The sequence below is a fragment of the Pseudomonas sp. QTF5 genome (assembly GCF_000512695.2).
Lineage (GTDB): Bacteria > Pseudomonadota > Gammaproteobacteria > Pseudomonadales > Pseudomonadaceae > Aquipseudomonas.
Genome location: NZ_AZRW02000002.1, coordinates 149,206 through 175,452, shown reverse-complemented (window position 1 = coordinate 175,452; position 26,247 = coordinate 149,206). Strand labels below are relative to the sequence as shown.

At 60.7% G+C, this 26,247-nt stretch carries 20 protein-coding genes, 1 tRNA gene and 2 pseudogenes; 10 read left to right on the top strand and 13 right to left on the bottom strand.

What is annotated here, in order from left to right; all coding sequences use genetic code 11:
• Positions 1–33: 33 nt before the first annotated feature.
• Entirely contained in the window at positions 34–915 is an 882-nt protein-coding gene (locus IC37_RS02405) for a triacylglycerol lipase (RefSeq protein ID WP_030130643.1), read from the bottom strand.
• A 339-nt stretch (positions 916–1,254) separates the two neighbouring features.
• Between IC37_RS02405 and IC37_RS02400 the strand changes: the two genes are divergently transcribed.
• On the top strand, positions 1,255–2,307 hold the full coding sequence (locus IC37_RS02400; RefSeq protein ID WP_030130644.1) for a hypothetical protein: 1,053 nt from the start codon (positions 1,255–1,257) through the stop codon (positions 2,305–2,307).
• Between the two features lie 68 nt (positions 2,308–2,375).
• Here the strand turns inward: IC37_RS02400 and IC37_RS02395 are convergent, their stop codons facing one another.
• Entirely contained in the window at positions 2,376–3,455 is a 1,080-nt protein-coding gene (locus IC37_RS02395) for a 3-deoxy-7-phosphoheptulonate synthase (protein ID WP_030130645.1), read from the bottom strand.
• A gap of 628 nt (positions 3,456–4,083) precedes the next feature.
• Here IC37_RS02395 and IC37_RS02390 point away from each other — a divergent pair.
• The 8 genes and pseudogenes from IC37_RS02390 to IC37_RS02355 all read left to right on the top strand — a co-directional run.
• Positions 4,084–4,842: a carbon-nitrogen hydrolase family protein gene (locus IC37_RS02390; RefSeq protein ID WP_030130646.1), complete on the top strand. Its 759-nt coding sequence runs from the start codon at positions 4,084–4,086 to the stop codon at positions 4,840–4,842.
• Complete coding sequence (locus IC37_RS02385; RefSeq protein WP_030130647.1) at positions 4,843–5,286, top strand: GNAT family N-acetyltransferase; 444 nt, start codon at positions 4,843–4,845, stop codon at positions 5,284–5,286.
• A 127-nt stretch (positions 5,287–5,413) separates the two neighbouring features.
• Positions 5,414–6,055, top strand: coding sequence for a UvrY/SirA/GacA family response regulator transcription factor (uvrY, locus tag IC37_RS02380; RefSeq protein WP_008015884.1), 642 nt, complete (start codon positions 5,414–5,416; stop codon positions 6,053–6,055).
• Positions 6,056–6,057: 2 nt separating this feature from the next.
• Positions 6,058–7,881 carry an excinuclease ABC subunit UvrC gene (gene uvrC / locus IC37_RS02375; protein ID WP_030130648.1) on the top strand — a complete coding sequence of 608 codons (1,824 nt, stop codon included), beginning with the start codon at positions 6,058–6,060 and terminating at the stop codon, positions 7,879–7,881.
• Between the two features lie 33 nt (positions 7,882–7,914).
• On the top strand, positions 7,915–8,475 hold the full coding sequence (pgsA, locus tag IC37_RS02370; protein WP_007896267.1) for a CDP-diacylglycerol--glycerol-3-phosphate 3-phosphatidyltransferase: 561 nt from the start codon (positions 7,915–7,917) through the stop codon (positions 8,473–8,475).
• Positions 8,476–8,538: 63 nt separating this feature from the next.
• Positions 8,539–8,614: transfer RNA gene (locus IC37_RS02365), tRNA-Gly, on the top strand.
• A gap of 160 nt (positions 8,615–8,774) precedes the next feature.
• The gene (locus IC37_RS02360; protein ID WP_371916303.1) at positions 8,775–9,200 is read left to right on the top strand and encodes an Arm DNA-binding domain-containing protein; all 426 of its coding nucleotides are present in this window, start codon (positions 8,775–8,777) and stop codon (positions 9,198–9,200) included.
• A gap of 31 nt (positions 9,201–9,231) precedes the next feature.
• Positions 9,232–9,516: pseudogene (locus tag IC37_RS02355) on the top strand (transposase); the annotation flags it as partial.
• Here IC37_RS02355 and bcsC read toward each other — a convergent pair.
• From bcsC to IC37_RS02300, 11 genes and pseudogenes are all read right to left on the bottom strand, one after another.
• Positions 9,516–13,025, bottom strand: a complete 3,510-nt coding sequence (gene bcsC / locus IC37_RS02350) for a cellulose synthase complex outer membrane protein BcsC (RefSeq protein WP_371916302.1) — start codon at positions 13,023–13,025, stop codon at positions 9,516–9,518. The pseudogene IC37_RS02355 and the gene bcsC overlap by 1 nt on opposite strands.
• Positions 13,016–14,119: a cellulose synthase complex periplasmic endoglucanase BcsZ gene (bcsZ, locus tag IC37_RS02345; protein WP_030130651.1), complete on the bottom strand. Its 1,104-nt coding sequence runs from the start codon at positions 14,117–14,119 to the stop codon at positions 13,016–13,018. The genes bcsC and bcsZ overlap by 10 nt, the downstream gene beginning before the upstream one ends.
• Positions 14,120–14,122: 3 nt before the next feature.
• Complete coding sequence (gene bcsB, locus IC37_RS02340) at positions 14,123–16,429, bottom strand: cellulose biosynthesis cyclic di-GMP-binding regulatory protein BcsB (protein WP_030130652.1); 2,307 nt, start codon at positions 16,427–16,429, stop codon at positions 14,123–14,125.
• Positions 16,426–19,020 (bottom strand): UDP-forming cellulose synthase catalytic subunit, encoded by a 2,595-nt coding sequence (gene bcsA, locus IC37_RS02335; protein WP_030130653.1) that lies wholly within the window; start codon positions 19,018–19,020, stop codon positions 16,426–16,428. The genes bcsB and bcsA overlap by 4 nt, the downstream gene beginning before the upstream one ends.
• Positions 19,017–19,739 (bottom strand): cellulose biosynthesis protein BcsQ, encoded by a 723-nt coding sequence (gene bcsQ / locus IC37_RS02330; protein ID WP_030130654.1) that lies wholly within the window; start codon positions 19,737–19,739, stop codon positions 19,017–19,019. The genes bcsA and bcsQ overlap by 4 nt, the downstream gene beginning before the upstream one ends.
• The gene (bcsR, locus tag IC37_RS02325; RefSeq protein ID WP_030130655.1) at positions 19,736–19,972 is read right to left on the bottom strand and encodes a cellulose biosynthesis protein BcsR; all 237 of its coding nucleotides are present in this window, start codon (positions 19,970–19,972) and stop codon (positions 19,736–19,738) included. The genes bcsQ and bcsR overlap by 4 nt, the downstream gene beginning before the upstream one ends.
• Complete coding sequence (bcsG, locus tag IC37_RS02320) at positions 19,942–21,573, bottom strand: cellulose biosynthesis protein BcsG (RefSeq protein ID WP_095920331.1); 1,632 nt, start codon at positions 21,571–21,573, stop codon at positions 19,942–19,944. The genes bcsR and bcsG overlap by 31 nt, the downstream gene beginning before the upstream one ends.
• Positions 21,560–21,760 carry a cellulose biosynthesis protein BcsF gene (gene bcsF / locus IC37_RS02315; RefSeq protein ID WP_030130657.1) on the bottom strand — a complete coding sequence of 67 codons (201 nt, stop codon included), beginning with the start codon at positions 21,758–21,760 and terminating at the stop codon, positions 21,560–21,562. The genes bcsG and bcsF overlap by 14 nt, the downstream gene beginning before the upstream one ends.
• Positions 21,757–23,298, bottom strand: a complete 1,542-nt coding sequence (bcsE, locus tag IC37_RS02310; RefSeq protein WP_030130658.1) for a cellulose biosynthesis protein BcsE — start codon at positions 23,296–23,298, stop codon at positions 21,757–21,759. The genes bcsF and bcsE overlap by 4 nt, the downstream gene beginning before the upstream one ends.
• Positions 23,299–24,250: 952 nt before the next feature.
• Positions 24,251–24,445, bottom strand: a complete 195-nt coding sequence (locus tag IC37_RS30815; RefSeq protein WP_081729353.1) for a dimethylsulfonioproprionate lyase family protein — start codon at positions 24,443–24,445, stop codon at positions 24,251–24,253.
• A gap of 21 nt (positions 24,446–24,466) precedes the next feature.
• Positions 24,467–24,748: pseudogene (locus IC37_RS02300) on the bottom strand (proline racemase family protein); the annotation flags it as partial.
• A gap of 148 nt (positions 24,749–24,896) precedes the next feature.
• On the opposite strand from IC37_RS02300, the gene IC37_RS02295 reads away from it, so the two are divergent.
• Positions 24,897–26,165, top strand: a complete 1,269-nt coding sequence (locus tag IC37_RS02295; protein WP_030130660.1) for a cystathionine gamma-synthase family protein — start codon at positions 24,897–24,899, stop codon at positions 26,163–26,165.
• Positions 26,166–26,247: the final 82 nt, after the last annotated feature.

Here is a 26,247-nt window from a genome sequence, read left to right as displayed (position 1 = left end):
TTCCGTCTATCTTGCGTGGCATCATGGCATTGCCTAAAGGCCAGCATTTCTCAAACGTTCGGCATGCTGGACATACAGGGCGATCGGGTCGATGCCTTTACGGACTTGACCGGTTGTCTGGCCGAGGCTGTCTAGGTGATCCAGCGGATAGTCTGAACGGATCACTTTCCCCAAATGGGCACTGAATCGGCCGACCATGCCGTCATTCTGCTCGGCTTCGGTGGTGAAATAGTGGGAGAAGGCCCGGAGGAACCCGTGCAGCGGATTGAGTGCATGGAGCCCCTCATCGGGAATGTTTCCCTGCAGGGTGCCGCTCCAGGAATAGTAGCGCACGCCGTTCACCAATTCGCGACCCTTGCCGCCCCAGGTTTTCGGTAAGCCTTGAGGGTACTTGTCGTTGAATGCGCCAACGCCTTCGGTGGTCAGTGCATTGAGCGCGGCGATGGCGTTCTGCGGCAGGTGCCGGTTGCCACTGAGCAACGACAGGAAGTCGGCAAACAGGGTGGCCACCGCTCCGGCGATATGCTCCGGCAGGCGCCCGGGCGTCAGCGCCTTGCGCAGGAAGTCGGCCAGTTCCGAACCATGGTTCGGCCCGCTGACCGATGTCACCGAGGCGACTGCCTCCGGCGCCAGAGCTCCGGCATACCGTGCAGCCAATGCGCCCTGACTATGACCGATCAGGTTGACTTTGCTTGCACCGGTTCCTTGCAATACCCGGTCGATCTGCGCCAGCAGTTGTTCGCCGCGGGTTTCATTGCTGTGGGTAGCTGACAGATGTGGGATGAAAACCCTCGCGCCGGCACTTCTCAGGGCCAGCTTGACGTCATGGAACAGTTCCAGATTGCCGATGCGATCGAAGCCGAAGAGCCCGTGGGCCAGCAGGATGGGATACTGAGTGGTTGCATTCCGTAGCATGTAGATTCCTTTTTCGCAGTAGGTCAGGTGTGTACTCAAGGGGCACTCTAAAGCACACCAGCCGCTCGGCGATGTATGAAAAAGCCGCTGCAACCTGATGAAAACGGAATAGAAACGGTACGAAAGTTCGGATGAACATGAGGTCTTGGTCGGAATATCGGGACATCTTTTTAACGAAGGCTGAACTCTTCTCCGTAATGACCTACTTCTGAAATGTCCTTTTACCGTGCAAGCCGACGCGATTGTCCGGCAGCGCGGATCGGCACCGCGGGTTTCAATAGGCTTCGTTCGATGCCGACCTTCAAGGCGGCATTTATTCCAAGGACTGGAGCGTATGAATTGACTACTTGTGAAGCAGATAGCCTGAATGTCGTAGAGCAATATAGGGTGGCGCCACAGCTGGACCAGGCGATTAACGCTACGCTCGATCCATCCGAAAAAAAGGTCATCGTCACCGTCGCGGCTTACCCCGACATGGTCTGTGGAGACAAGCTGGACATGCTCTGGTCAGGTATCGACTCAGAGGGTGTTGCGTATTGGCATGAGGTGTCGCGTTTTGTCAGCGAAGCTCAGGTGGGCAGGGCGATTGTCTTTGGCGTATCGGGTGTACACATCGCCGCACTGGACGGTGGGTCACTCGAGGTTTACTACATCCTCTACACTGCGCGCCTTCGTGAACCTGTGGAGTCCGGGCGTTTATACCTGAGCGTCGGTGATGCCCGGCCAGATTTGTTGCCTGTGATGGTGGACGATGCGGTGGGCGGCACGCTCGATCCGGACAGAGTCACGGAGGGCGCGCGCGTAACGATCAGGCCGTATGCCCGGATGGCGGCTGGAGATCGGGTCTTGCTGTCCTGGGCAGGTGTTACGCCACAAGCGAGCTTCAATGACACATTGAAAGTCGAAGCCTTTGCAGTCGGCGGCGAACTATCGTTTTGGGTACATCCCGACTGTATTGCACCCAATCTCGGGGCAGTCGTTACGATCAGCTATTGCGTCGAGCAGAAGGGGCAAGTGTCACGCTTCTCGGAGCCCGCACGGCTATTGATCGGCCCGCTGGAGCGAGGACCGCTTTTGCCACCTACCGTGCTGGAAGCCGATGAGGGTTGGCTGGATCTGCAAGATGCGATCGATGGTGTCACGATTGTGATCGACGATGCCCAGGCCGAAGAGGGGGAACTGGTCTATCTGAAATGTGACGGGGAGCATTTCAGTCATCGCGATGATCGTGAAGTTTCCAGGGAAATGGCCGGTCAGCCGCTGGTATTTATCGTTCCTTACAGGTTCTGGCGCGAGCATCGGGATCTGACAGTCCGGGTAGCCTATTCGGTCGAGCGTCTCGACGATGTGAGCCAGCAGTCCGAAGCCACGTTGGTGCAAGTGCACTCGTAACCTGTTTCAACGTAATCCGCCTTCCGGTATTCGATTGAAAACCGGAAGGCGGGAATGGGGCACTTTGGCTATTGAGTATGACGTTGCGTACGAAGTCGCTCGGCTGCCTGCAGCAACAATTGTTCCGTCCCGGTCCAGCCAAGGCAGCCGTCCGTTACCGACACACCGTAACGCAGCGACGGGCTCAATGGCTGGCAGCCTTCGAACAGATGGCTCTCAAGCATCATGCCGACCAGCGAGCGATCACCTTGCAGGCGTTGTTCAAGCACGTCGTTGAACACGGCTGGCTGACGCAATGGATCTTTACCGCTGTTGGCATGGCTGCAGTCGACCATGATCCGTGCCGGAATCTTGAGTCTGGTCAAATCGCTGTGCACCTGGGCGATGCTGTCGCGGTCGTAGTTCGGCCCGCGATGGCCGCCACGCAGTACCAGGTGGGTGTCGGGGTTGCCCGGCGTCTGAATGATTGCAGGGTGCCCTTGGCTATCGACGCCGAAATGGCGATGCGGATGGGCGGCCGAGCGCATGGCGTCGCTGGCGATAGCCACACCGCCATCGGTACCGTTCTTGAACCCTACCGGCATGCTCAGGCCGCTGGCCATTTCCCGGTGGATCTGTGATTCGGTGGTACGGGCGCCAATCGCGACCCAGCTCAGCAGGTCATCGAAGTAGCCGGCGGCCATCGGTTGCAGCAGCTCGGTAGCAACGGGTAAGCCCAGTTGGAGCATTTCGCGCATCAATTCACGGGACAGCGTCAAACCGCCCGCCATGTCATCGCTGCCATCCAGATGCGGGTCGTAGGCGAGGCCTTTCCAGCCGATCGTGGTGCGGGGTTTTTCGACGTAGGCGCGCATCACCAGCAGCATTTCATCGCTGACTTGCACGGACAGACGGGCCAGGTTGGCGGCGTATTCGAGGGCTGAACGGGGATCGTGAATCGAGCAGGGGCCGACGATGACCAGCAGACGGGAGTCTTCACCGTTGAGGATCGCGCGAACCGCCTGACGGTGAGCGGCGACTTGCCGGGTCAGGGCATTGCTGAGGGGTAATTGTTGTTTGAGCTGCAATGAGCTGGGCAGACGCAAAGTCAGCGTTTCATTGGCAGGGCTCAGCGTGGACAGTGGCAGAGCAGAGACGGACGAGTTCATATTCGGGCTTCCTGGGCTGGCGGCGCGTTCGTTCCCGCGCGCTCGGCCCTACTGGGGTGTTCGACAATTGGCCGGATTGGCTGCGTGTGTGTGCTTGCCACCTGTGGGTGACCGATCGGAGGCGGCAGGCTGTCCCGAGCGGAGGCTGGTAAATCGCCAGGCGGTAAAACTGTCGTAACGGTAATAAGTGGCGTAGTTCATGTTCAAAACTCCTGGATGTCTGGTGTGACGCTAAAGATGTTCAGGGCTGAAAAAACAAAACCCCCGGTCGGGGAGCCGACCGGGGGTTGAGAATTCTCTGGTGGCGACCCGTTTTAAAGTGGGCGCCGTGTGGGTATCAGGCGCGCCAGTGGCTAAACCAATACCCAAAATAAAAGCTGACCGAAGCACAAACGTCATTCGCCCGGGCAGCCACAACCGAGCGCGAGGCGCTGGCGGTATGAAGCTGTGAGAGGGCGTTGAGCATGGTCTGTCTCCGATGAATGCGCCGAGCTTACTAGAGGCCGGTACGCGGATTCAATCAGAAAATGCTATCGATGATCACGGGCTTTTCTATCGCTTGAGTACATAGAGGGTTGTGACACACTTTGCGCTGCGCCCAACAACCATAACGTCACAAGGACGAACCATGACGACACTGAGCATCGCCGCCGCTCAATCGATCTCCATCGCTGGTGATCTTGCCGCCAATATTTCCTGGCACCAGCGTTTCATGCAGGTTGCCGCGGAGCAGGGCGTGCAATTGCTGGTGTTTCCGGAGTTATCGCTGACCGGGTATGAGCGTAGCCGGGCGGCGGAGTTGGCCATAACGCCTGACGCCGGGGTGTTGCAGCCGCTGCGCGATTTCGCACGGGAAGTCGGTGTGACCAGTATCGTCGGGATGCCGATTCGTCTGTCGGACGATTCACCGGTATTGATCGGTGCTCTGGTCTTGGGCGCCGATGGTTCGCTCGGGGTTTACAGCAAACAGCATCTGCATCCGGGCGAGGAGGTGGCGTTTGCTCCTGGAACGGGCGGTTCGACATTGAAAATCGGTACCGACACCGTCGCACTGGCGGTATGCGCCGATTTTTCTCACACCAGTCACGCGGCAGCCGCGGCACGACAGGGCGCTGATCTTTACGCTGCGGGCGTGTTGATCACAGAAAACGGCTACGCTCCAGATATCGCACTATTGCAAGGTTATGCCCGAACCCATGCGATGGCGGTGCTGATGGCCAACCATGGCGGCGCAACGGGTGGCTGGGAATCGGCAGGACGCAGTGCAATCTGGGCGGCGGACGGGACGTTGATTGTGGCGGCACCGGGCACGGGGAACCTTATGGTTGTTGCTCGCCGCAATGCCGACGGCTGGAAGGGGCAAATCGTGGCTGTGGCGGAGGCTTGAATGGGGTTCGAATTACGTCCGGCAACATCTCGGGACCTGGACTTCGCTCGTAACCTGACTTGTCGAAACATGCTTCGTTACTACATTCAACATGAACTGTTATGGCTGGACGAGGCCTTCGATGTCGCTTGGGAGGGGCGCGAAAACTGGCTGATTGTGGGTGATGAAGCGCTGATGGGTTATATCAGCCTGAGCCGTGATGCCAGGGCCTTGTATATCCGCGAATTGCATTTACTTGAAGCGTACCAGGGCCAGGGCGCAGGTTCCTGGGCGATCGATCACGTATTCGCCATGGCATGCAAGGAGCGCCGCTCGGCATTGCGTCTGACCGTTTTTGAAAATAACCCGGCAAAAATGCTCTACGAGAGAAAGGGTCTGAAGGTGGTCGGCAAAGACGACTGTTTCCTGAGAATGCAGCGTGATATCAATGAACTGCTTCGCTGAAACACTCTGGTGGCAAGCCTTGCAAGAAGAATTGACACTTTTTATATGCTGCTTTCCGCTAGGTCTGCCAGTTGCTTTTTGCTAAGGTGTTCGGCAACCCAATAAGACCAAATCGCGAGGTGTCTGCTTGATTAGGGTGCTAGTAGTCGATGACCATGATCTCGTTCGTACAGGCATTACACGAATGCTGGCTGACATCGATGGCCTGCAAGTAGTCGGCCAGGCTGAGTCAGGGGAGGAATCCCTGCTTAAAGCGCGAGAGTTGAAACCCGATGTGGTGCTGATGGACGTCAAGATGCCCGGGATCGGTGGTCTTGAAGCCACGCGCAAATTATTGCGCAGTCATCCAGACATCAAAGTCGTCGCAGTCACCGTATGCGAAGAAGATCCGTTTCCTACCCGGCTGTTGCAGGCAGGTGCCGCAGGTTATCTCACCAAGGGCGCCGGATTGCCTGAAATGGTCCAGGCCATTCGCCTGGTGTTTGCCGGGCAACGCTATATCAGCCCGCAGATTGCCCAGCAACTGGCGATCAAGTCGTTCCAGCCAACCAATGATTCGCCCTTCGATGCCTTGTCGGAGCGGGAAATCCAGATTGCGTTGATGATTGTCGGCTGTCAGAAGGTGCAGATCATTTCTGACAAGCTGTGCCTGTCGCCAAAAACAGTGAATACCTACCGTTACCGAATTTTCGAGAAGCTTTCGATCAGCAGCGATGTCGAGTTGACGCTGTTGGCGGTTCGTCACGGCATGGTTGATGCCAGCCTCTGAAAATGACTGACACCTTCGATCCAAGTGCTTTTCTGTCGACGGTCAGTGGGCGGCCGGGCGTCTATCGCATGTTCGACATCGATGCGCGTCTGCTGTATGTCGGCAAAGCCAAAAATCTCAAGAAGCGTTTGGCGAGCTACTTCCGCAAAGCGGGTCTCGCCCCCAAGACCGCTGCGCTGGTAGGCCGTATCGCCCAGGTCGAAACCACTATCACGGCCAACGAAACCGAAGCCTTGCTGCTTGAGCAGACGCTGATCAAGGAATGGCGCCCGCCATACAACATTCTGCTGCGCGACGACAAATCCTACCCTTATGTCTTTCTCTCGGATGGTCAATTCCCGCGCTTGAGCATTCATCGGGGGGCGAAAAAGGCCAAGGGCAAATATTTCGGCCCTTATCCCAGCGCCGGTGCGATTCGCGAAAGCCTGAGTCTGCTGCAAAAGGCTTTTTTTGTTCGTCAGTGTGAAGACAGCTTTTACAAGAACCGCGCCCGCCCTTGTCTGCAATACCAGATCAAGCGCTGCAAGGCGCCGTGTGTGGGACTGGTGGAACCCCAGGTGTATGCCGAAGATGTACGCCACTCGGTGATGTTTCTTGAAGGACGCAGCAACGCCCTGGCGGACGAGTTGTCTGCGGCCATGGAGGAGGCGGCGGTCAACCTCGAGTTCGAGCGCGCCGCCGAACTGCGAGACCAGATCTCATTGCTGCGTCGGGTCCAGGACCAGCAGAGCATGGAAGGCGGGACGGGCGATGTCGATGTGATTGCGGCGTTCGTCAATCCAGGTGGCGCCTGCGTGCACTTGATCAGCGTGCGCGGTGGCCGGGTATTGGGAAGCAAGAACTTCTTTCCGCAGGTGGGTATTGAGGAAGACGTTTCCGAAGTCATGGCCGCGTTTCTCGGCCAATATTACATCAGCAGTCCCGAACGCGACTTGCCGAGCGAGCTGATCGTCAACGTGGTTCACGAAGACTTTCCGACCCTGATCGCAGCCATCGAAGAGCTGCGCGGTCGTGAGTTGACCATCAGCCATCGAGTACGCGGCACCCGAGCGCGCTGGCAGCAATTGGCGGTCACCAATGCCGAGCAAGCGTTGGGCGCACGTCTGGCGAACCGGCAACACGTTGCGGCACGTTTCGATGCTCTGGCTGACGTGCTGAGCCTGGATGAGCCGCCGCAACGTCTTGAGTGTTATGACATCAGTCATTCCAGCGGCGAGGCCACTGTGGCGTCCTGTGTGGTGTTCGGCCCGGAAGGCCCGATCAAATCCGACTATCGCCGCTACAACATTGAAGGCGTTACGCCGGGCGATGACTATGCCGCGATGCATCAGGCCTTGAGCCGACGCTTCAGCAAATTGAAGGACGGCGAGGGCAAGTTACCGGACATTTTGCTGGTCGACGGCGGTAAAGGTCAGCTGTCGATGGCGCGTGACGTGCTTAACGAGCTAGCCGTGCCAGACCTGATTCTCTTGGGTGTGGCCAAGGGCGCGACGCGCAAGGCCGGTTTCGAAACCCTGTACCTCAACGATGCGGCCCATGAATTCACCCTGCGCGGCGATTCCCCCGCGCTGCATTTAATTCAGCAGATCCGCGACGAAGCCCACCGTTTCGCCATTACCGGGCACCGCGCACGTCGTGGAAAAACTCGCCGCACGTCTACGCTTGAGGGCGTTGCCGGCGTCGGACCGACACGTCGACGCGATTTGTTGAAACATTTTGGTGGATTGCAGGAGCTGTCTCGTGCCAGCATCGAAGAGATCGCCAAAGCACCCGGAATCAGCAAAAAGCTCGCAGAGTTGATTTATGCAAACCTGCACAGCGAGTAGAATGCCCAACTCACCTCGTAGCCAGTTGTGCCGATGAATATCCCTAATCTGATTACCGTTCTACGCGTCCTGCTCATCCCGATCTTCATTTTGCTGTTTTACTTGCCTTACCACTGGAGCTATTTGGCGTCCGCCTCGGTCTTTGCATTTGCCGCCGCGACCGACTGGCTCGACGGGTATCTAGCCCGTCGTCTGGAACAAAGCACACCGTTCGGGGCCTTCCTCGATCCTGTTGCGGACAAGTTGATGGTCGCCGTTGCCCTGGTTCTGCTGGTGCAAGAGCATGGTAACCTGTGGCTAACGCTGCCGGCTGCCGTGATCATCGGTCGTGAAATTGTCGTTTCGGCACTGCGCGAGTGGATGGCCGAACTCGGTGCCCGTGCTCATGTGGCGGTGTCGAACCTGGGCAAATGGAAAACCGCCGCGCAAATGCTGGCGCTGGTGATCCTGCTGGCCAATCCGTCGAGTTTCAGCTTCTGGGTCCTGATGGGCTACGCCTTGCTGCTGGTGTCCGCAGGCCTGACGTTGTGGTCCATGGTCCAATACTTGCGAGCCGCCTGGCCACATCTGAAGACGGACGTGGAAAAGAAATAAAACTTTTTTGAATCAAGGGGTTGACGGAGCATCTGGATTCTATAGAATGCGCCTCACCAAGACGCGGGAATAGCTCAGTTGGTAGAGCACGACCTTGCCAAGGTCGGGGTCGCGAGTTCGAGTCTCGTTTCCCGCTCCAAACATTAAAAAATGGATCTCTGAAAAGAGATCCATTTTTTTTCGCCCAAAGAAAAGTCTTTCTTTGACTTTTGCCGCGCCCCCCTGAAAACACTCAGATCCAGCCCCAATGGGCACATTTTCCACTACATCAATCCGGTGCTCGGCAGATTGGTTTTCTCATGGCGTGTGCGATGGCGCTCACCAAGACCGCGGTCCGACACGCCAAGCCCGGAGCCAAGGATTACACCCTCCCTGACTTCAACGGCCTCGCGAAAGGCGCCAAGTGCTGGCACTTCCGCTTTTCCTGGGCGGATAAGCAACCCCGTATTTCTCTCGGTACCTATCCTGAAATTAGCTTACGAGATGCTCTCGCTCTGCGTGATGAAGCGAGGGCACTGGTCGCCAGGGGCATCGATCCGCATGTCCATCGGCAGCTGGAGCGTAATGCCAGGCGCCAGGCCTCGGAAAAACGCCTAAGAAGCGCTTGTTCAGCATTGGCCTCCCGCTTCAATTGGCCGCCGAGTCGGCTGACAGCGAGGGCGCTCAGGTTGCGATGTAGAGGCGGGCGCCTTTCCTTAACCACAAGGCCCGCAGATCCGAGTTGAAATCCCCATCAGCGCGCCACCCGCGAAGACTGATCCCGCCGACCTGCTAAAGCTCTATCTCTACGGCCATTTCCAGCGGTTTCGCTCTTCGCGTCGACTTGAAGCCGAGTGTCAGCGCAACATCGAGGTCATGTGGCTGATCAACCGACTCAAGCCAGACCTCAAGACCATCGCTGACTTTCGCAAAAACAACAAACCCGCCTTTGTTGCGACTTGCCGTGCCTTCGTCCGGTTTTGCCGCACGGCCGGCCTGATAGCAGGCGAGTTGGTGGCCATCGATGGCAGTAAGTTTCAGGCCGTCGCTTCCTCGCGGCGTCAGCGCCTGTCAGCGTAAGGCGCTATGGGTTCGACCGGCAACGGCAGGTTGCCTTGCCAGGGGTCGAAGGTGTAACGCAGGTAGAGCAAGGCCCGGCTCGGTGCGTAGCCCTCGCTGTGCTGCCAGGTGATGCCGGAGCCCAGGACCAGGTTGTCCGATAGCCTGCGTTCGAACAGGCCTTGCAGGCGGACGTTAACCCCGCTGCTACTGCTGCCGGCGTTGACCTGGCTGGCATCTTCGGCGAATACGTGGCCAGCCTGTTCGACCAGCTCGCGCAACTTGTCGGCCCCATGAACAGGGTAAAGATCGCTATCGCTGGTCTTGGCATAGGACCAGCCCACCGAGCTTTCCAGCAGCACTGACCAGTCGGCATTTCGCCAGGCATAGTTGAGCGGTACGCCGATGGAATAGTACTGCTGTGGGCTGTAGTAACCGCCCTGGCCCAGGCTGTATTCGCTCAGGTCCTTGTCGTAGCCCCAGTACATGAGGGTCAGACCGGTGCGAAGACGCTCGTCGGCGCGGTCGATCAGGCGGTAGTAATAGCCGGCCATGGCCGACCGGCGCTGGTTGTCGGCGACGTTCTTGCCCCGCAACCAGTGTGCGCCGAGGCTGGCCCAGACGCCGTCGACCCCCCCTTCGTCATGACTGAGCCCCAGGGTGACGCCATTGGCGGTGACGCCCCCCCAGGTGATTCCGGTGATCGGGTCGACCGCGCCGGCATAGGACACCAGAGAGTTGCTCAGCGGCCGTCGCGAGGCCGTAAGGGACCAGCCAAGGGACCGCCAGTCACTGCTGTAGGTGACCCCGCCGAGCCAGTTCGGAACCTTGAAGCCTTCTGGCGAATGTCCCAGATCCAGCGCCCAGCGCTCATTTTTCCAACCCATCGCCAAGCCTGTGCCGCTGGTACTTTCCGAGGTATCCGGGCAACCGCTGGTGACCAGTGCGCAGGTACCGAACTGCTCGCGGTGCAGGCCGTTGGCATCGGTGGCGAAACTGCCGACATCCAGCTCCACCCGCTCGGCCTGGAGGAAGCCCTGACCTTCGGCAATCGGCGCATCCAGGCGCAGGATGGTGGTCTGTGTGGTCAGGTCGGAAATTCCCGACGACGAGTTGTCCGTACGCCAGGCGAAGTCATGGGAGAGGTGCACAGTCGGGTTCTGCGCCTGGTACAGGGTGTCCACGTCACTGCGCAGGCTGCGCGGCAGCCACTCGTCGGCGTCCTTCGCCCGGCTGGCCAGGGTCATGGCGCGATCGTCGCGGGGGTTGGCCTGCGCGGGATCGATCAAGCTGGCGGCGGCCATGCTGCGGGCATAGTTGTCCAGCGCCTGCCGGGGCTGCTGGCGGGACATCAGCCGCGCCGCGTCTCGATACAGCAACGGATCGCTCTGTGGCGTCTCGAGCAAGCGGGCGTACAGCGCGCGCGCCTTGTCCGGCTGGTTCACCCCGGTCCAGGCATTGGCCAGGCGCCGCTGGTAGGCCGCCGGCGCGTTCGCTGGCACCGCCAGTTCTTCCAGGGCGCGCTGCGCCGACGCAAGCTGGCCGCGGGCAATCAGGGTTTCGATCAGGCCCAGCTGCGCCTCGGCGTTGTGCCGCTCGCGCTGCAGGACTTGCCGATAGTAGGCTTCGGCTTGCAGCTGATCGCCGCGCTGGTAGGCCCAGTCTGCCAGGGTCACCAGATCGTCGGTGCTCGGGGCGCGCAGCAGCAGGGCGATCGCCTGCGGCTCGTGACCGGCATCACGCAGGGCCTGGGCCCGTGCCAACAGCTGGCGGCGTTCGACCCGGCTGGACAGGTCACGCATATTGTCGTCCCACTGCGCCGCGGGAATGGCGGCCAGGGTGGCGAGAGTCTCGCTGTCGCGCCCGATCGAGGCCAGGTACAAGCCGTGGGCGTAACGGGCCTGGGCATTGCTGCCCTGGCGCCGGATCAACTGGCGGAAGCTGTCTTCGGCCGCGCTGTCCTTCCCCTGTTCATGCTGGGCATTGGCCAGGCGATAGGTCAGCCAGGGATCGTCAGGGGCCAGTGGCCGGGCCTTGAGCAGCACCCGCGAAACCGTCGGCCAGTCGGCGCGCTGGGTCGCGGCATCTGCTTCGAGGTTAAGGCGGTCGAGCTCCAGGCTTCGGCGCAAGGCCGCAAATTCGCGCTGGGTGACCGCCGGCAAGGTGTCGAGGTAGGCCTGGGCCTTTTCCGGCGCTTGCGTCTGGTACAGACGAACCAGGGCGCGCACCGCCTTGCCGTTGTCGGGCTGCAGCTTGCGCGCCTGCAGCAGCAGGGCCTCGGCCTGAATGTCTTCGCCTTCGGCCAGGGCGACATTGGCCAGGCCCACCAGCCAGTCGGCTTCGTCGGGTTTGACCTGGTGCGCCTGTTGATAGGCTTTGCGGGCCGCCGCCAGGTCTTTGCGCTCCAGGGCTTCGTCACCCTGCTGCAGCAGCATCCAGTTGCGGTTGGCCAGCTGCAGGTCTTTCCACTTGCTGATCCAGGAAGTGTCCTGTTCCTTGCCCAAGGCCTCGGTGAACGCCTTATAGGCCTGGTCATGCTTGTTCTGATGCATCAATGCGATGCCTAGGGAGCCGATCAGGCTGGCATCATCCGGGTAGCTGCGCGAAGCGCGGCGCAAGAGCTTTTCGGCGCCGACATTGTCGTTGGCCTCCAGCAGCTCCTTGCCTTTGACGCCGGCCTGCCAGGCCGGGTCGCCGAGCAACTGGCGCTGATGCTGCAGCTGCTTGGCTGCTTGGTTCTTGAAGGTCGAAAAGGGGTAATGCCGCTGGAAGTCTTCCCAGGCGCGAGCGGTTTCGCTGCTGACCGGCAGCTTGCTCAGGTAGTTGTATTCGCGCTCGGAGGCGAGGTTGCTGGCCTGGGGATCGCTGGCCAGCTGGTGCAGAATCGCCAAGGCTTCGGCATCGCGCTGTTCGGCGAACAGCAGGCCGGCGAGCATCTGGCGCAGCCCCGCGTTACCCGGGTACTGGCTATCGAGGTTTTGCAACTGCTGGATCACAGCAGGGCGCTGGCCGCTGATGCCACCCCGCACAGCCCAGTATTCCAGCGCGCTGGAGAAGTCCGGCGGCTCGCTGCTGAACAGCTCCTGGTACTGTGCGGCGGCCTCTTCGGCCCGTCCGGCAGCTGCCAGCAGGCGGGCTTGCTGCAACAGATGCTGACCGTCCTTGCTCTGCAGCTTGATCAGGGCCTGGGCCTGGTGCAGCGCCGGCGAACCCGGGGCCTGGCGGCGCAATTGCTGCAGGCGTTGCTCGACCAGCGGCTGGTTATGTTGCAGCAGGGCCTGGCGAATCCCGCCGACCAAGACCTGCGGATGTTCTGGAGCAATCGACTCCAGGCGCGCCAGCGAGTCGCGCACCAGGTCCTCGCGATACATCGCCTCGCCCAGGCGTACCTGTCCGAGCAGCCACTGTTGCTGGTCCTGGGGGGTAACCGGCTGAGCCAGCGCGGTGCCCGACAAGCAGCTCAACACCAACGTCCATTGCGACACGACTTTGCGCATGAGCACTACTTGCATGATGAAGTCCACGCCGGCAGCAGCCGGCCGTCCTTGTCGAAACGATAACGCTGTTGGTCCCAGCCTTGGCCGAACATCAGCAGTGATTGGTTGTAATAGGCGTCCGCCGGAGGCGGGTTCTGGCGTAGGCGTTCGCGTTGGGCCGCCAACGCCGCATCGCCTTCGGCTGCGCTGGCCAGCAGCGGCAACAGCGCCGCCGAGAAGCCAACCGGGCCGACGCCCTCTGCGGTGCCTTGGGCGATATCCACACGCTCCGGCGGATGGCCGAGCCGCGCCGTCAGCGCCACCATGGGTTGCATCTGCGCGAGCAACTCGGTCCTGCCCGGGGCTTGGGGATCGAGCATGCCCAGCCAGAGGTAGACGCGGATCGCGTCATAGCTGCCGATAGCGCCCTTGGCATCCGCTGCCCAGCCTTGCCCTGCCTTCCAGGCCACCCAGTCGGCGACTTGGCCCTTGGGCGAGCTTTCCAGCAGCAGGCGCCGGGCACTGTTTGCCACGTCGCCCCACACGGGAGCGACCAGGGCAAAACGCGCCAGCAGTTGTGGCGGCAGGTAGCTGGGGTTGAGCCGCCAGCCATCGGCGGATTCGAAGCCGACATCCCCCGGTAACAGCATCAGGCCCAGTCCGGGCAGCGGGCGCAGGGTTTGCGCGGCGCTGCGCCAGAGCATGTTGCGGCCAAGGGTTTCATAATCCGGTCGCTTCCAGAGGCGACCGGCCTCCAGCAGGCTGTAGGCCATCCACAGGTCGGCATCGCTGGCGTTGTTCGGATCCAGCACCTGCCAGCGACCCTCCTTGCTCAGGCCCCACTGCCAGGCGGGCAGCTGGTGGTTCAGGTCGCCGCCGGCGAGGTTGTCCCGGGTCCAGTTCAGCAGCTTGGCGAAGCTGTCACGGTCGTTGCCCAGCAGGGCAAAGAACATCCCGTAGCTCTGGCCTTCCGAGGTGGTGATCTGCTGCTGCAACGAGTGATCGATCACCCGTCCATCGGGGCTCACCATCGCCTTCTTGTAGCTCTCCCAGGCCGGCCAAGTGCACTCGGCGGCAGTCGCCAGACCCGGCAGGCTCAGGGCCAACGCCCATGCGATGGCGGCTTTCATCCCTTACTCCTCGTTCGCCAACCGACGACGCGCAGCCCAGCGCAAGGCGCGCCACAGCAGGAAGGCGGTCAGCAGCACGCTCAGGACCGCCATGCCAGCCAGCAGTACCGGATGTTCCGAGAGCTGGAACCAGAGCATCAGCCACCAGGGCAAGTAGCCGACAAAGTACTGCTCGCCGACCAGCTGGCTGTTCACGCCGCTGCTGCGGATCATCGCCACGGAACCGGACACGGCATCGATTTTCCCGTTATCGCTCAGGGTTTCGCGCAGCATCTGGTAGTCGGGGGTATCGGTGGCCAGCAGCGCGACAATGCTGCGCTGGCCATGGAAGGGCGACTGCATACCGACGATCGCTGCCATCGGGGCCTTGGCCGACACTTCGACCCGGTTGGCTCCCAGGTTGCGCTCATCGTTGATCTGCCCGGCCCGGGGCGAAGACTGACCGGCGGCGGCATTCGACGCCTGCATCAGGGAGTCGCGGGTGTGGTCGAGCCACAGGTTGAGGTCCGGCTGGTCCCGCAGGTCCGCGGGCAGGGCGCCCAGCACAAGCAGGTCGACGTCGGCTTTCCTGGCGTCATCCCAGTTGTCGCTCAGGTTCAGGGCCAGCGCCGGGAAGCCGGTTTGCGAGGAGATTTTGGCGACCGCCTCAAACAAGGTGCTGAGCTGGGTGGCGGTCGGATTGGCCGGCACCACCACCAGGGTCTCCGACAGGTCGGCCATGCGGCTGAACGGAAAGCCGCTGCGGGCGAAAGCGCGCAGGTCCGGCATGGCGATGTAATGGTGATAGCCCGACAAGTCGATGGTCGACTCATCGTCGATCAGGGCCCGAGTGTCCACCGGTAGGGAGGTCTGGCAACGGTCGCGCTGGGAGCTGCCGAAAGTGCTGGCGAAACTGAAATCGAAGCGGATGCTGTTGCGATCGCCGATTTTCAGCGCCGGTACCAAGAGGTGGTCACTGGCGTTTGCCGACTCGTTGGACAGCACCGCCAGGCGCAGTTCTTCCAGACGGCTGTTGGTGTTGCGCAGCAGCGGCAGGCTGGTGATGAACTGGTTGTTGAGGCTGATATTCAGGCGCGACTCGTCGTTGGTCGACGGCGGCGTGTAGCGGTACTTGGTCTGCAGCGGGATGCCCTGGTTCCGCCAGACGAACAGGTCGGGCGGCAAGTTGATGTCGAGGATGATCGGCCGCGGCAGAAGGCCGCTGACCTGCAACTGCTCAGGGTACTTGAGCAGTTCGGCGAAGCGCACCGGGCGATCGGTACGCATCCAGTTGGGGGCGTCGTAGGGCTTGCGCGGCTGCAACTGCTGGACGTTTTCCACCGTCACCCGCGAGCTGCGGAACAGGTCACCGCCCAAGGCCAGGGCGCGGGCGGCCACCGCCAGGTCGGCGTCATTGCGCCCCATCACCAGCAGCACTTTGCTGTAGCGGTCGTTGGGGTTGTCGATCAGCTGCACCACCGGCGCCTGCACCAGCGGAAACTTCTCCAGGTCCGCGAGGAACTGTGGCCGATGATCGTTGGTGGCGAACACCACCGAAGGGTTGAGGGTGTCCTGGTCCTGGTCCTGGTCCTGGTCCTGGCTCGTCGGCAGCTGATCGAACAGCACCGGGAACCGGGCGCCGCGCCAACCCGCCAGGCTGCCGAAGTAAGAGGCGAGGATGCCGGCGGCGCGCTGTTCGCCTACGGTCGGGGAGGCGGCGAACAGCAGGTTGATGACCGGCTTGCCATAGCCCAGTGCGTCGAAGAATGGCCTGGGGAAGAACGCCAGATCGTTTTTGGTCGCCAGTGCCTGTTCCTGCAGGGAAACCTGGCTGGCGCGGCTGACGTTAACCCACAAGGCGCTGTTGGCGGGGTCTTCGCACATGTCGGTGTAATGGCCGACGAATTCCAGACGGACGCGGTTGAAATCGGTGACCAGCCGGGGATCCAGGGCGATCTGCTGCGTGGTCTTGCGCCCCAGTTGTTCTTTCTCGATGGGCACCACGCTCATCAGGGTATCATTCAGGTAGACCCGCATATGCGAGAGCGTCGGCAGCAGCGCCGGAGACGGGGTGTATTCCAGCTTAAGCCTTGCATCGCTGGCGATACGGTCGCGCCGCAGGGTGAACTCGATCTGATCGCTGTTGTGGATCCCCAGCAACAGGCTGTCGGCCGAACGCCCCAGCTGTTCGAAGGTGCGCGTGGTGGCCCAGCTCGGGGCTTGCTGCTCCTGCGCCAGCGGGGGAGTGACAGGCGCCGGGGCGGCCTGCGCGCAGGCGACGGCCAGGAGCGCCAGGCTGGCAAATAGAGATTTGCTGAAATAGCGGCTCATGATGCGTTCACCGTTATAGAAGAAGAGGAGGGGGAAGACGCCAGGGGCATACGCGGCAGGTAACTGCCCAGCAAGGCCAGCAGGCGCAGGAACGGACCGATCACCACGCGGGCCCAGGCTGGCAGGTATTCGTAGAGCCGGTAGTAACCCTTGGCGCCCAGCTTGAGAATGTCCAGGAAACTGTGCAGCGGCCGGTCCTGGGCGAAGTCTTCGCGCCAGTTAAGCCAGGCGTCCGCCCGGGCGAAGGTGCACTGCACGAAATCGATCTTTTGTTGCTCCGTGAGCTGGGTGAAGCTGATGCCCACGAAGTTCTTGTGGCTACGGCAGACCACGCCGGGAAACAGGAACTCGCGCTGCCCACGCTGCATCAGCAGAGAAACGCGACTGCCCGCCGGCAGCGACAGCGGCACATCCACCTGGAACCCGGCGCCGCCGTCGGAGTAATCCACCAGCATGCCGGAGTAGAAGCGACCGTTATCCAGACGCACGGCCGCCGGCAGCTTGGACTGCACCCTGTGGGTCTGGCGCACCTGCCGCACTTCAGCGGCAATCGCCACTGCGGCACCGATGATCAGCAGGTTGTAGATCACCCAGAGAGTGCTCACCAGCACCGTGCCGATCTCGGTCGCGGGGCCCGTGAACAAGCGCCAGAAGGCGAAGCCCAGGCCCGCTATGTTCAGGGCCGAGAGCACCAGATAGGGCTGGGCGATTTTCCAGTCGAACTGGTTGTGCTCCATCAGGCCGCCTTTGGCCGTGACGTTGAACTTGCCTTTCCTGGGGTTGAACAGCGCCACGGTGGTGGGTCGGGCGATGTACCAGGCCAGCACCGTTTCGTAGACCTCACCCCAGAATGTCTGGCGAAAACTGCCCTGCATCCGCGAGTTGGTCAGGCTGGCATGGATCATGTGGGGCAGCACATACAACAGGATCATCAACGCCGGGGCGTAGATGATGTAGGCGTGCAGAAACAGGAAGGCCAGCGGCGCGGTGAGAAACACCAGCCGCGGCAGCCCGGCCAGGAAGTGCATCATCGCGTTGGCATAACAGACCCGCTGGAAGATCGTCAGGCCCTTGCCCAGCAAGGGGTTGTCGGTGCGGAAAATCTGCGCCATGCCGCGGGCCCAGCGAATCCTCTGACCGATGTGCGCCGACAGGCTTTCGGTCGCCAGCCCGGCAGCCTGGGGAATGCGCACGTAGGCCGAGTTCCAGCCGCGCCGGTGCAGGCGCAGCGCGGTATGGGCGTCCTCTGTCACGGTTTCGACCGCGAAGCCGCCGATCTCGTCCAGCGCGGCGCGGCGCAATACCGCACAGGAACCGCAGAAGAACGCCGCGTTCCACATATCGTTGCCGTCCTGCACCAGGCCGTAGAACAGTTCGCCCTCGTTGGGCCGGCGACGGAACATGTTCAGGTTGCGCTCAAACGGGTCGGGAGACAGGAAGTGATGCGGGGTCTGCACCAGGGCCAGCTTCGGATCGCGCAAGAACCAGCCCACAGTGAGCTGCAAGAAGGAGCGCACAGGGATGTGGTCGCAGTCGAAAATCGCCACCAGCTCGCCATCGATACGGCTCAACGCATGGTTGAGGTTGCCGGCCTTGGCATGCCGGTTATCGGCGCGAGTGATGTAGCCGACGCCGACGTCGACAGCGAACTGGCGGAAGTTCTCGCGCTTGCCGTCATCGAGAATATAGATGCGCAGCTTGTCCTGCGGCCAGTCGATGCCCAGGGCGGCGTAGACCGTGCCGCGGACCACCGAGAGGTCCTCGTTGTAGGTCGGGATCAGCAGATCGACGGTGGGCCACAACCGGGTATCGCGAGGCATCTGCGCCGGCTGGCGCTCCAGCGGCCAGCAGGTCTGGATATAGCCCAGGATCAACACCACCCAAGCGTAGGTTTCGGCCGCTAGCAGCAACAGGCCGATGGTCAGGTCCAGCGGGTTGTTCCAGTTCAGGGTCGAGGTGTAGCGCCACCACAGGTAACGGCAGGACACGATGGTCGACAGGACGATCATCAACAGCGTCGGGAAGCGCCCCGGGATACGCCGCACCAGTATTGCCAGCGCCCAGAGCAGAATCACGAACACCAGTTGGGCGATGTAGCCGAAGGGTTCGGTGATGCACACCAACATCAGCACCACCGCTACCACGCCCACACCGATGTTCAGCCAGCGCTGACAGCGAGGCTCCAGGCCTTTCCACCAGATCTGGCTCTGCCGTACTCGCCGACTTTGCTGGACATGGCGCGGCAAGGCTTCGAGCAAGCGGCCCAAGCGCACGCCGAGCAGGCGTTGCCGCAGCCGCGCGGGGCGCGTCCAGCGCGGCCAGCTCAGCGGGCGGCGTGGCCGCAGCGGCTGCACCAGCAGCAACCAGACGCTTTGCACCAGGAAACGCAGCGGATCACCCAGGCTCGGCGGCTTGTTCGCCAACTGCGGATACCAGCGCTGGCGCTGCTCGCGCAACTGCTGCCAGCCCGGCGCCTCCAGGCGCAGGAACAGCCAGGCCAGAGCATTGAGCGAGGCCAGCCAGAGCCCGGTCAGAGGGGGGGTATCGTACTCGCGACGCAGGTAGGTGTAGGGAAACCAGCGGGCAATCATGCCACCTCCCGGCGGCGGGCCAGGCACCAGGTCGCCAGGCTCAGCACGTCCTGGGCCGCCAGACTGCCCGGCGCATACAGCCCGATCGGGGTCTTGAACGCGAGCGACTCGCGCATCGTCTCATCGTTGTGCACGGTCAGGGACAGCAACCGATCGGCGTGTTTCTTGCGCCAGATAAGCATCAAGTCGCGCTGCAACTGGCTACCGGGATCGAAACGATTGACCAGCAGCGGACCGCTTACCGTCTCTTGCTGTTGCAGCAGCACATGGCAAGCCGCGTCCGCTTCGGCGATCTGGATAGGGAAATGGCAGGGGCCGGTGTTGCCGTGCCCGACCAGGCGCTGCGGCACATCGAACAGTACCCAGTCGTAGTGTTCGGCCAGGCTGGCCTGACGCTTGGCCCACAGGGTGTGGTCCATCGCCAGGCGGTGTTCCATTTCAAGTTGTTCGTCACGGTCGAGGCGGCCATAGGGCAGCAAACTCAGATTTGGCGCCAGGCTCCAGGCCTGGTTGTACCAATTCTCGCCATCGAGCATGCCGCGGGCCCAGCCGCCGCTTTCCACGGTCGCCAGATTGAAGTACAGGCGCAGCAGGTTTTCCGGACACATGTCCACCACCAGCACCCGCTCGCCCAGGCTGTGCAGGGCGTAGCCTATCCCCGCCAGCAGGGAACTGCTGCCGACGCCTCCACGCAACCCGCGCAGACTCAGCGATCTCACGTCCTCACCTCCTGTGGGGCCTTCAGTTGTGTTTCCAGCTGCAGTGCCTCTTCGAGCTCGGCCAATAGCGGCCAGCGCTGCAAGGCGCGGCGCAGTTCCAGTTCGGCGGAAATGTCCAGGTACTCGAGGTCCGGCAGATCCAGCTCAAGCTTCAGTCGGGCGATGTCATCGGCCCGCCCGTTACGGGCATGCGCCAAGGCACTCATTTGAAGCGCTGAGGGTAAGGTAGCCATGCACCTTTCTCCTTGATCCGGACATAGGGCTTGCCGGCGTAGTCGAGCACCACGGTGCCGGAGTTCTCGGACACCGCAGGGGTCTGCGGCAGATCGCTCAACAGCGCCTGCCAGTCCAGCCCCTGGCCGTCGGCCTGAGGAGCGGCGGCATACAAACGGGCGATGATTTCGGACAAGGCCAGGTAACTGGTGGGTGCGCTGACATGCAGCGGGGCTGAGTTCGCCGCGGAACCCATGCCGATCAGCTTGATGCCCACCGGCACGTGAGTGATCGACGGGCTCGGAATCTCGCGCATGCCGGGGATCTGCATGCGATCGCCATGTAACGCCGCGCCGTGCTCGGGCACTATCACCACGGCCACGCGTCGACCGCTGCGCTCGAGTTTCTTGATAAAGGCCGCCAGGTCGTCGATCAGGGCCTGGGCACGAGGTTTGTACTCGGCGCTCTTGGTGCCGCCGTCGGCGGTCAGCGCTCGGTTGCCGTCGTGCAGCGTGGTGGTGTTGTAGAACAGCGCCACGCGCGGATCCTGGTTGTTCTCGCGGTGCTGCCACCACTTGTCCAGGACTTCCCGGTCGCGCCAGATCGGTGAGCCGTCGAAGCCCACCAGCGCCCGCGACAGGTTCGAGGCGCTCACCGCCGGATTGGGCAGAGCCCCCTGGCTGCGGACTTCATCGAGGAAGCCTTCGAACTGCCCGGTGTGGTTGAGCATTACTTCGCTGGCAAACCCGAGCTTGCGCAGGTCGTCCATCAGCAGGCATTGCTCCGGCGCCACGCCGTAGAGCTTGTGGTGCGGTTGCTGGCCACAGCTGGCGCGCAATAGACGTATCGCCGCCGGGCCGCTGTAAGCGGTGGCCGAGTTGAAGTTGTCGAACACCACATCCATCTGCTGCAACAGCGGGTTGTCCCGCAGGCCCACGGAGTCCAGGTCGTCCCAGGCCATGGAGCAGATATTGATCAACAGCAGATCGAACGGCTGGGCCGCCGAGGTCGAGGGTTTGAACTCGACGCGCCGGCCGGCCTCGGTGTCATAGAACTTCTGCAGGTAGTCGTCCAGCGTCGCGCTGTCGGGCTCTGCGTTGTTGACCACGGCGCTGGCAGAAGCCGTGCCGGGGTTCGCAGCCTGTTGCGCGGGTGCTTGCAAAGCCAGCAGGTTGGCGCTGCCCAGCAACGCCAGCCAGCCCAGGGTCAGGGTGGTCAGGCGCAGCCACTGGCTGACGAACAGGTAGGCCACCACCACGATCAGCAGCAGCCCGCAGAGGTTCCAGTCGATGAAACGACCGGCCAGCTCCAGTAGGTATTCACCGGTGAAGTTCAGTACGCCGGGTTGGTCGAGCAGGCGGCTGAACGGCGGCAACCAGGAGTCCTGATAGAACAGCGCCACCCCCAGCGGCACGGCGATCAGCCAACGCAGAAGGCTCGCATGGCGATTGCGCAACGGCACCAGCAAGACGGCAGCGAACACCAGATTGGGCAGGATCTGCAGGTTAAGGTAACCGCCCCAGAACAACAGCAACTTGATCAGGAAGTACAGGTTCCACAGGCCCAGACCCGGCCAGCTCCACGCAGGTTGCGCGATGACAGGGATTTCAAGACGGCTCATGGGGCTCACTCTGGGCAGGTTGCGGGGTCGTACGCCGACGTACGCCACGGGATTTCAAGTAACGCGGGCGCAAGTAGCGCTCAAGCCCGTGCCTGATACGTTGACTGAAACGGCTCAGCAACAGCGCCAGCGCCAGCGTCAGCAGACTGCTGGCGGCAATCACCTGCAGCAACTCGGAATACATCATGCGCAAGGTTCCGTGAGCGAAAGGGTGATGCGGTGCGGCGTAAAGCCGGTCAACCCGACGGGCGGCAACAGGTTGTCGATGACCCGCTCATCCGCCAGCCGGAAGGTCTCGGGCAATTCGGTCGCCTCGATAAAGTCCTTACGCGGCAAGTGGTCCACCGACGACAACGACTCGCAGGCGCTGAAAATATCGGCCCATGGCAGGCGGCATATATTGCCCAGGGCCGGCTCCAGGCCATCGGCGCGGCAGGCGAACAGAAACAGATAGAAGGTGCCGTCCAGCACGCAAGCGATGTCGCCATAACGGCGCAGGCTGATCTGACTCAGGTATTGCTCGATCTCGAGCCCGCCACGTGACTGCAGTTTCAGCAACTGGTGGCTGATCTCGCCCGAGGCGCCGCTGTACACCTGGTCCAGGGTTGCGATGAACTTGCTCGGTGTCAGCAGCCCGCGAACATGAGGGGGGTGCATGCGGTCGTACAGGGTCTGGAAATCAATGTCGCTGCGGTAATGCCAGAGCTGCCCCTGCACGCTATCGGTCAGGCTTAGAAAGTGCGCCAGCGAGGCCTTCAGCGGCACGATCAGATTGGCGCCGCAGGCCAGCAGCAGACGCTCGTCGCGGTAGCGCAGGCAAGGCTCCATTTCGCGAACGATGATTTTCAGTGCCGTTCCGCACTGATTGCGCAATTTGTGCAACTGACGGGCGAGGTCTTCGATCTGGTCGTTGCCTTCGATGGCCACGATCACGCTAGCGGCTCGCATCTTGAGGGCGTGCAGCAGCAACTCGTCGCGCCCCTCGAACAGTCGCCATTGCTGGGACAGCGGCGGTGCGCCTTCGAGTACGCTAAGCTGGGTCAGGTAGACGCGCTGGTCATCGGTGCGGATGGCTTGCGGGCTGCCACGTTGCGCCCGGCTCAGGCCAAGAACGCCGTCGGCCTGCTCCAGTTCGAACTCTCGGGCGGTACACACGCCCAGTTCGTTGTGCCAGAAGTGCAGCTGATAACGGATGCTGCCATCACGCCGATACAACTGCGCCAACCCCGACAACTCTTCGTTGAGGCCCACCAGTTCGGCATGCACCGCCGGTTCCTGACCGTGGCACAGTACCACCAGGGTGCAGCGACGCTGGCGCAACCACTGGCGCACTTCTTCACACCATTGCTGCAGATGCCGGGCGTCAAAACGCCGCCAAGCCAGGGCCGGTAATAGCAGGAGGATTTGACTGCCTGGGGTCCTGACGCTGCGATGCAACTCGGACACCCAGGATTTCAGGGCCATCCCGAGATCATCGTCGGCTACCTCGAAGAGCCGCAGACGCTCCGGGCCAGACTCGCCGTCGAGGTTTTCCAGCAGGGTCCGGGGATCGCATCCGCCGCATACCAGTGTGGTTGGCTGGGCTTGCGACAAGGCGCTCAGGAACTGAAGCGCAAGCGTCTCGGCATCGCTGTTCAGGTCAACGGATACCCAGTACAGGCCGCCTTGACGCAATAACACTTGCTCATCCTGCAAATGCCGGATGCCTAAGCTGACATGACTCAAACTGACCTCTGCGTAACAGAAAAATGCCTTAAACCAACCGGGCCGCGAGCCCAATGCAACAATCGATCCTCAACCGTTTTCTTACCCTGTGAACCGGGTGTGCAACGGCCGCTGCAAAGGAGCTGCCATCTGGCCGGAATACCTCGAAAAAACGTTCAGGATGAACCCTGCGCCTGACATGATCTGAATCATCCTTGCTGCTAGACGGGGCAGACCCGTTCATGTGCCAGTTGCCATATCGGATGCGAAAACAATCCGCGGCGCTCCGTGTCTGGCTCGTGTGACTTCTTGAACCATCCACGGCAGCGCCTCGGGATCCCGTAAAGCCGGGACTCGCGGCGTGCAATCATCGAGTGTTTTTTCGAGTAATGGATAACGTCCTTGTCATCTTGCAGCGAACCTTTCCTTGGTTATCAAGACTTTACGACAGTGATCGGTGAGCTTCGCGCTCAGGGCCGAGGGCGCTGTCAACGCGGCACCTCGTTGGCGTGGCGGGATTCCATGCAACTTGAACCAGCCCTGTCGTCACCAATCACTCAGTCGAGTGTCTTGTCTGAATACTTCTGTCTTCACCACGGTGCACGGCAAATCAAGCTGCTGGACTGTGCATTTTGATCCGAGCCCTGTAGGCAATTGCCACAGGCAAGTGCAACCACGGTTTCGAAGCTTATCCGCTGCTTGTCATGTCGGTTAAGCAAGTCGACAGCAGGGTTGATATTAAAATGATACCGCCAATTTTTTGAATTGTCCAATAGTTGATTTGGGAATTGTCAGTTGAAACTCCAAATGGCGCCATAAAAATGGCGGTATGCGCTTGGCCATCGTCACAGCCCATTCGAGAACGCAAAAAACTCAGCGGGTTTGGGGTTGCCTTGGAATGGACAGCTGATGGGGGGTTGAACACCACACCCCAGGCCCCGGATTCTACCATCCGACATCTTCCCGATACCAATCACCTTCTGATGAAACGACGTAGCAGGGGGAGCGGATGGAAGGGGTAGCAAAGGTTGGGCGCCATCACAGGCAGTCCCACTGTCATCGTTGAGCATTCGAACAGAGTTCCTTCTCCGAGAATCAATGCATGCCGATGTTTTTCTTCGAGGCTGGCATCAGATGCTGAGGAGAGTTCAACTTCCTTTAGCGGCACCGACGATCATGGCCGGTTTGGGCATTGGTTCAGGCCTACCAACAGCGTGGGTGCGGCAGTCGGCAGTTCAATTTTGAACAGAATGTCTTTAGGTGAAGCACCGGATGCCTGGCCCACCTCAAGGAGATCCTTTGGCAGCTGCTTGAAGGCCATGCCGTCGAAGCTTCCGACTTTCACCGGCGCCTCAACTTTTCCTTCGTAAATCGTGCCGATCAGACTTTCAAGTCGGTAAACGTCGCCGACGTTTAGGCGCCCCTTTCCATAGAGCTGAGCCATCCGCGCAGAAGGCCAGGTACCCGATGGTTTGACACTCCGTAAGCCGCATCCAGCCATTAAAAAAAACACCCCTTACTCCCGGATATCATGATTTTTCACAAACATGAGCCTTCCTTATAGTCTTCCCAAGCCCACTTGGAACACGGTTGTGTTTCCCTTGATGCGAGACATTGTTATGGAAAATAAGAAACGCGCCGTCCAGGCTTCAGAGGTTGGGATGGGGACTCGAGTCGTATGGGGAGGAGAGCAAGTTCAACATCCCTACAATGCGACCCAGACGCCCATCGTGGTCAGTGCCGCCTATGGTTACGACGATATCGATAAATGGTATGACGTGGCATTGGGAAAGGAGCCCGGCTTCATTTACAGCCGGATGAGCAATCCCACTGTCTCTGTCTTGGAAGATAAACTTTGTGAGCTCGAAAACGCAGAGTCGGCTGTAGCTTTCAGTACCGGAATGGCTGCAATCAGCGGTGTACTACACACCTTCCTTTCCTATGGGCAGCGTGTGATATCTACACGTGACAGCTACGGTGGTACGAACAAAATTTTTGAGGAGTTTCTTCCCCGCATGGGCGTGGAGGTAACCCTTTGCGATACGCTCGACACTATGGTTCTTGAGCAGGAGATTGCTAAAGGCTGCAGCGTCCTGTACCTGGAAACACCCACCAATCCAACGCTGAAAATCGTTGATATTCGGCGCCTTGTGGCAGCTGCGAAGCGAGTGGGCGCTTTGGTTGTTGCGGACAATACATTCGCGACGCCTCTGAATCAGAATCCGCTCGCTTTAGGCGTTGATGTGGTTGTGCACAGCGCGACCAAATTCCTGTCCGGTCATGGTGATGTACTCGGCGGTGTGGTTTGCGGAGCCGAGTGTTTGATGTCTCAAGTTCGCCATTACCGCGAAATAAATGGGGCCTCGCTGGATCCTTTTTCGGCGTATCTAATCATCCGAGGCATCAAGACTCTGGCTCTGCGTCTTCGCCAGCAACAGGCGAGCGCGCAACTTTTGGCCGAGTACCTCTGTACCGAGCCCCTCGTCGAGTCTGTGAACTATCCGGGATTGCCTCAACATCCTGGCCATGACATCGCTCGTTCGCAAATGAACGGATTCGGAGCCATCGTCAGCTTCGTACTGAAAGGAGGCATGGACACAGTGACCCGTTTGCTACCTCTGCTCAGATATGCGCATCGGGCGGGTAATTTGGGAGCAGTCGAGACCATCTATGGGCCGGCTCGGACGACCAGTCATGTGGAAAATACCTTGGAAGAACGTCAGGCACTTGGTATTTCCGAAGGTTTGGTTCGAGTATCCGTAGGTATTGAGGAATCAGCAGATTTATTGGCTGATCTAAAACAAGCCTTCGCTTTAGTGCGAACTAAACAAGGTGATGCAAGCTTTCACGCTGACAGTGCCCAACGTTTCATTGAGGTAGGAGCCTAAACACAGGCAGGACTTTAAACACTCATCTTAAGCCCTTCATGAAGAATGAAAATAATAAAATCCAGCGACAAAAAAATTGTAC

Excerpts from the sequence above, each read along its gene's own strand:
- IC37_RS02405 (WP_030130643.1), bottom strand. The coding sequence starts at position 915 with ATGCTACGGAATGCAACCACTCAGTATCCCATCCTGCTGGCCCACGGG.
- IC37_RS02395 (WP_030130645.1), bottom strand. The coding sequence starts at position 3,455 with ATGAACTCGTCCGTCTCTGCTCTGCCACTGTCCACGCTGAGCCCTGCC.
- IC37_RS02390 (WP_030130646.1), top strand. The coding sequence starts at position 4,084 with ATGACGACACTGAGCATCGCCGCCGCTCAATCGATCTCCATCGCTGGT.
- IC37_RS02385 (WP_030130647.1), top strand. The coding sequence starts at position 4,843 with ATGGGGTTCGAATTACGTCCGGCAACATCTCGGGACCTGGACTTCGCT.
- uvrC (WP_030130648.1), top strand. The coding sequence starts at position 6,058 with ATGACTGACACCTTCGATCCAAGTGCTTTTCTGTCGACGGTCAGTGGG.
- pgsA (WP_007896267.1), top strand. The coding sequence starts at position 7,915 with ATGAATATCCCTAATCTGATTACCGTTCTACGCGTCCTGCTCATCCCG.
- IC37_RS02360 (WP_371916303.1), top strand. The coding sequence starts at position 8,775 with ATGGCGTGTGCGATGGCGCTCACCAAGACCGCGGTCCGACACGCCAAG.
- bcsC (WP_371916302.1), bottom strand. The coding sequence starts at position 13,025 with ATGCAAGTAGTGCTCATGCGCAAAGTCGTGTCGCAATGGACGTTGGTG.
- bcsZ (WP_030130651.1), bottom strand. The coding sequence starts at position 14,119 with ATGAAAGCCGCCATCGCATGGGCGTTGGCCCTGAGCCTGCCGGGTCTG.
- bcsB (WP_030130652.1), bottom strand. The coding sequence starts at position 16,429 with ATGAGCCGCTATTTCAGCAAATCTCTATTTGCCAGCCTGGCGCTCCTG.
- bcsA (WP_030130653.1), bottom strand. The coding sequence starts at position 19,020 with ATGATTGCCCGCTGGTTTCCCTACACCTACCTGCGTCGCGAGTACGAT.
- bcsR (WP_030130655.1), bottom strand. The coding sequence starts at position 19,972 with ATGGCTACCTTACCCTCAGCGCTTCAAATGAGTGCCTTGGCGCATGCC.
- bcsG (WP_095920331.1), bottom strand. The coding sequence starts at position 21,573 with ATGAGCCGTCTTGAAATCCCTGTCATCGCGCAACCTGCGTGGAGCTGG.
- bcsF (WP_030130657.1), bottom strand. The coding sequence starts at position 21,760 with ATGATGTATTCCGAGTTGCTGCAGGTGATTGCCGCCAGCAGTCTGCTG.
- IC37_RS02295 (WP_030130660.1), top strand. The coding sequence starts at position 24,897 with ATGGAAAATAAGAAACGCGCCGTCCAGGCTTCAGAGGTTGGGATGGGG.